Source organism: Mycobacterium sp. TH-M106, assembly GCF_057473765.1.
In genome coordinates this window covers 1-5,555 of record NZ_JBYCLE010000620.1, presented here as the reverse complement: position 1 = coordinate 5,555, position 5,555 = coordinate 1, and the positions used below count along the sequence as shown (strand labels likewise).

Genomic DNA, 5,555 nt, shown 5'->3' with positions numbered 1-5,555 from the left:
CCTACCGGGTGCACTACCGCGACCCGTCGTTCACCAACCTGCAGGCTGTTGCCGCGATGTGTGAGGGCGGACTGGTCGCCGACGTGATCGCCTCGGTGGCCAGCATCGACCCGGTGATGGGCGGAGTCGACCGATGACCGTGTCTGACCGGACGGCGTCCGACAAGACGGCGTCCGACACGTTGCCGCCGCCCAACACGACCGGCCGCGGGCGGTTGATGCCGCCCACCGCGGGCACCGACGGCCAGCGGAGATTCGTCCAGCTTGGCCGCCCACCTGAGGAGCCCGGCCAGTTCAACTACCCCGGCGCCCCGACGTCGTATCCGCCGGAGGTGCGGGCGCGGCTGGAGGCCGACGCCGCCGAGATCATCGCGCGCTACCCGCAGCCGCGCTCGGCAGTGCTGCCGCTGTTGCACCTGGTGCAGGCGCAAGACTCCTACCTCACGCCGGCCGGCCTGGCGTTCTGCGCGGAGTTGCTCGGGCTGACTCTGGCTGAGACTGCCGCGGTCGCGTCGTTCTACTCGATGTACCGTCGCAAACCCACCGGTGAGTATCTGGTGGGGGTCTGCACCAATACATTGTGCGCGGTGATGGGCGGGGACGCCATCCTCGACGACCTCAAAGAACACCTGGACGTCGACGACGACGACACCACACCCGACGGCAAGGTCACCCTGGAGCGTATCGAGTGCAACGCCGCCTGTGACTACGCGCCGGTGGTGATGGTCAACTGGGAGTTCTTCGACCAGCAGACACCGGAGTCGGCGCGGGTGCTCGTCGACAAGCTGCGTGCCGGCGAGAACGTGCGGCCCACCCGCGGCATGCCGCTGTGCAGCTTCGCCGAGACGTCGCGAATCCTGGCCGGCTTCCCCGACGAACGCGACGACGACGGTCAAGGCGGCGCCGGCGCACCGACCCTGGCCGGGCTGCGCTTCGCCCGCGACCACGACATGGCCGCGCCGGAAACCGGTGAGGGCGGTCAGCAGTGACCCCGCCGAGTGCACCGACCGCCGGGGCGACACCGCTGACGCCGGTGCTGAGCCGCTACTGGGATGATCCGCAGTCTTGGACGCTGCAGACCTACCTCCGCCACGACGGATACCGCGGCATGCAGCGGGCGCTGGCTATGGAACCGGACGCCGTCATCGAGCACGTCAAAGAATCCGGCCTGCGCGGACGCGGCGGCGCCGGATTCTCCACCGGGACCAAGTGGTCGTTCGTCCCGCAGGGCACGGAAGGTGCCGGGGCGCGTCCCCACTACCTGCTGGTCAACGCCGACGAATCCGAACCCGGAACGTGCAAAGACATACCGCTGATGCTGGCGACGCCGCACGCGCTCATCGAAGGCGTCATCATCTGCTGCTACGCGATCCGGGCCCACCACGCCTTCATCTACGTGCGCGGTGAAGTGCTGCCGGTGCTGCGCCGCCTGCACGCCGCGGTGGCCGAGGCCTACGCCGCCGGCTACCTGGGCACCGACATCGGCGGTTCCGGCTTCGACCTCGACATCACCGTGCACGCCGGCGCCGGCGCCTACATCTGCGGCGAGGAGACCGCGCTGATCGACTCGCTGGAGGGTTACCGCGGTCAGCCGCGGCTGCGGCCGCCGTTCCCGGCGGTAGCCGGGCTCTACCAGTGCCCGACGGTGGTCAACAACGTCGAATCCATCGCCAGCGTGCCGTCGATCATGCTCAACGGCGCCGAGTGGTTCCGGTCGATGGGCACCGACAAGTCCCGCGGGTTCACGCTGTATTCACTATCCGGGCACGTCAACCGTCCCGGCCAGTACGAGGCCCCGCTGGGCATCACGCTGCGCGAGCTGCTCGCCTACGCCGGCGGGGTGCGCAACGGGCACCGGCTGAAGTTCTGGACGCCGGGAGGCTCGTCCACACCGCTGCTGACCGAGGAGCACCTGGACGTCCCACTGGACTACGAGGGCATGGTCGAGGCCGGTTCGATGCTGGGCACCAAGGCATTACAGATTTTCGACGAGACCACCTGCGTGGTGCGCGCGGCCCGGCGCTGGTCGGAGTTCTACAAACACGAGTCCTGCGGCAAGTGCACGCCGTGCCGCGAGGGCACCTATTGGCTGGTCCCGATCTACGAACGGCTGGAGACCGGCCGCGGCACCCCCGAAGATCTGGACACCCTGCTCGACATCGCCGACGTGCTGTTCGGAAAGTCGTTCTGCGCGTTGGGCGACGGCGCGGCGATGCCGGTTCAGTCGTCGCTTCAGTACTTCCGTGACGAGTACATCGCCCACGTGGAGCAGGGCAGGTGTCCGTTCGACCCGAAAGCGAGCATGTTCGTGCCCGACGGATCGAAGGGAGGCGCGGCGTGACTGCACCCACCGGGCCCGTCCAGTCGGTGACGTTCACCATCGACAACCGGCAGATCACAGTTCCCAAGGGCACCTTGATCATTCGTGCTGCCGAGCAGTTGGGCATCGAGATTCCGCGGTTCTGCGATCACCCGCTGCTGGACCCGGTGGCCTGGTGCCGGCAGTGCATGGTCGAGATCGAAGGGCAGCGCAAGCCACAGCCGTCCTGCGCGGTGGCGGCCACCGACGGCATGGTGGTGCGCACCCAACACACCTCACCGGAAGCCGACCGGGCCCAGCACCTGGTGATGGAGTTGCTGCTGATCAACCATCCGCTGGACTGCCCGACCTGCGACAAGGGCGGCGAATGCCCGCTGCAGAACCAGGCGATGGCCCACGGGCGGACCGAGACCCGCTTCGAAGAGTCCAAGCGGATCTTTCCCAAGCCGATCAACATCTCCTCGCAGGTGCTCCTGGACCGGGACCGCTGCATCTTGTGCGCGCGCTGTACCCGGTTCGCCAACGAGATCGCCGGCGACGTCTTCATCGAGATGATGAATCGCGGCGCGCTGCAGCAGGTCGGCATCTACGAAGACGAGCCGTTCGACTCCTACTTCTCCGGCAACGTCGTCCAGATCTGCCCGGTGGGAGCGCTGACCGGGGCCTCCTACCGGTTCCGGGCCCGACCGTTCGACCTGGTGTCCACCCCCAGCGTGTGCGAGCACTGCGCCGGCGGATGCGCACAGCGCACCGATCACCGCCGCGGCAAGATCCTGCGCCGGATGGCCGGCGACGACCCCGACGTCAACGAGGAGTGGAACTGCGACAAGGGCCGGTGGGCGTTCACCTACGCCACCCAGCGGGACCGCATCACCACCCCGCTGGCCCGCGACCCCAGCAATCCAAGCGGCGAGCTGGTGCCGACCTCGTGGCCCCATGCGCTGACGCTGGCGGCGCGTGGCCTGGCCGCCGCCCGCGGGCGAACCGGCGTGCTGGTCGGCGGTCGGGTGACCGTCGAAGACGCCTACGGTTACGCCAAATTCGCCCGCATCGCGCTGAGCAGCGACAACATCGACTTCCGGGCCCGCCCGCATTCGACCGAGGAGGCCGCGTTCCTGGCCACCCGGGTGGCCGGGCAACCGGTCGCAGGCCAGGGCGGCCAGGGCGGGGTGACCTACCGGGACCTGGAAACCGCGCCGGCGGTGCTGCTGGTCGGCTTGGAACCCGAGGAGGAGTCGCCGATCGTCTTCCTGCGGCTGCGCAAGGCCGCCCGCAAGAAGCAGACAAAGGTGTACGTGGTCGCGCCGTTCGCCGACCGTGCGGTGGGCAAGATGTTCGGGGACCTGCTGCCTGCGGTGCCAGGCGGCGAGGCGGCGGTGCTGGACGGTTTGCGCGACGGTTTGCGTGATGGCGAGGTCGGTACCCTGCTGCGCCAACCTGGCGCGGTGATCATGGCGGGCGAGCGGCTGGCCGGCTCCCCCGGCGCGCTGTCGGCCGCGGCCCGGCTGGCCGACGCCACCGGCGCGCGGCTGGCCTGGGTGCCGCGCCGCGCCGGCGAACGCGGAGCGCTGGATGCCGGCGCGCTGGCCGGGCTGCTGCCCGGCGGCCGGCCACTGACCGACGCCGCGGCCCGGGCGCAGGTGGCCGAGCTGTGGGGCGACGGCGGTCTGCCGACGCAGCCGGGCCGCGACACCGACGCCATCCTGGCGGCCGCGGCCGATCAGACGCTGGGCGCGCTGCTGGTGGGCGGGGTCGAACCGGGTGATCTGGCCGACCCGGCCGCGGCGCTGGCCGCGCTGGACGCGGTCGACTTCCTCGTCAGCCTCGAGCTGCGGCACAGCGACGTCACCGACCGCGCCGACGTGGTGCTGCCGGTCGCGCCGGCGGCGGAGAAGTCGGGAACCTTCGTGAACTGGGAGGGACGGCACCGCCGTTTCGAGGTCGCGCTGCGTGAGACCGGTGCTTTGTCGGACGTTCGGGTGCTCGACGCGATCGCCGGCGAAATGGGTGTCGCACTGGGGCTGCCCACCGTCGAGGCCGCCCGCGCCGAGCTGCAACAGCTTCGGCCCTGGGACGGCAAGCGGATCGGTGCCCCCGACGTGGCAGCCGAGCGGCCGCCGCAGCCGGGCAACGGAGAAGCCGTCCTGGCCAGCTGGCGGATGCTGCTGGACGCCGGGCTCCTGCAGGACGGCGAACCGCACCTGGCCGGCACCGCGCGCAAAGCCGTGGTGCGGCTCTCGGCCGACACCGCGGCCGAGATCGGCGCCGCGCCAGGCGATCCGGTCAGCGTCAGCACACCGCACGGCTCGATCAGCCTGCCGCTGGTCGTCACCGACATGGCGCCGCGGGTGGTGTGGCTGCCAATGAACTCCGCCGGCTCGGCGGTGCACCGGGAACTGGGCGTCACCGCGGGCGCGGTGGTGCGGATTGGACGGGACTCATGAGCACGCTTGGCACCGACCCCTGGTGGCTGATCGTCGCCAAAGCGGTCGCCGTCTTCGCGTTTCTGGTGCTGACCGTGCTGTTCGCGATCGTCATCGAGCGAAAAGTGCTGGGCCACATGCAGATGCGGCCCGGCCCCAACCGGGTCGGCCCGAAGGGCTGGCTGCAGAGCCTGGCCGACGGGATCAAGCTGGCACTCAAGGAGGACATCACCCCCGCCGACGTCGACCGGGTGATCTACGTGCTGGCCCCGATCATCTCGGTGATACCGGCGGTCACCGCGTTCGCCGTGATCCCGTTCGGCCCCGAGGTGAGCGTGTTCAGCCACCGCACCACGCTGCAGCTGGCGGACCTGCCGATCGCGGTGCTGTTCATTCTGGCGATGTCGTCGATCGGGGTGTACGGAATCGTCCTGGCCGGCTGGTCTTCCGGGTCCACCTACCCGCTGCTGGGCGGAATCCGGTCCACCGCCCAGGTGATCTCCTACGAGGTGGCGATGGGGTTGGCTTTCGCGTCGGTGTTCCTCTACGCCGCCACCATGTCGACGTCGGGCATCGTCGCCGCGCAGGACCGGATGTGGTTCGGGTTCCTGCTGATGCCGTCGTTTTTGATCTACGTCACGTCGATGGTCGGCGAAACCAACCGAGCGCCGTTCGACCTGCCCGAGGCCGAAGGCGAACTGGTCGGCGGCTTTCACACCGAGTACTCGTCGCTGAAGTTCGCGCTGTTCTTCCTCGCCGAGTACATCAACATGACCACGGTCTCCGCGCTGGCCGTCACGCTGTTCTTCGGCG

At 69.6% G+C, this 5,555-nt stretch carries 5 protein-coding genes; all 5 read left to right on the top strand.

The window, feature by feature from the left end:
- A partial coding sequence (locus AC2VOP_RS20965) for an NADH-quinone oxidoreductase subunit D-related protein (RefSeq protein ID WP_486952810.1) occupies window positions 1-137 on the top strand: 137 nt, incomplete at its 5' end.
- Window positions 138-217: 80 nt separating this feature from the next.
- A complete protein-coding gene (nuoE, locus tag AC2VOP_RS20960) occupies window positions 218-988 on the top strand; it encodes an NADH-quinone oxidoreductase subunit NuoE (RefSeq protein WP_486962752.1) in 771 nt (256 codons plus the stop codon).
- Window positions 985-2,340, top strand: coding sequence for an NADH-quinone oxidoreductase subunit NuoF (gene nuoF, locus AC2VOP_RS20955; protein ID WP_486962750.1), 1,356 nt, complete (start codon window positions 985-987; stop codon window positions 2,338-2,340). Before nuoE ends, nuoF begins: the two co-directional genes overlap by 4 nt.
- Window positions 2,319-4,763 (top strand): NADH-quinone oxidoreductase subunit G, encoded by a 2,445-nt coding sequence (locus tag AC2VOP_RS20950; protein WP_486962751.1) that lies wholly within the window; start codon window positions 2,319-2,321, stop codon window positions 4,761-4,763. Before nuoF ends, AC2VOP_RS20950 begins: the two co-directional genes overlap by 22 nt.
- The coding region (gene nuoH / locus AC2VOP_RS20945) for an NADH-quinone oxidoreductase subunit NuoH (RefSeq protein WP_486962749.1) at window positions 4,760-5,555 on the top strand (796 nt) is incomplete at its 3' end. The genes AC2VOP_RS20950 and nuoH, both read left to right, overlap by 4 nt.

Excerpts from the sequence above, each read along its gene's own strand:
- nuoE (WP_486962752.1), top strand. The coding sequence starts at position 218 with ATGCCGCCCACCGCGGGCACCGACGGCCAGCGGAGATTCGTCCAGCTT.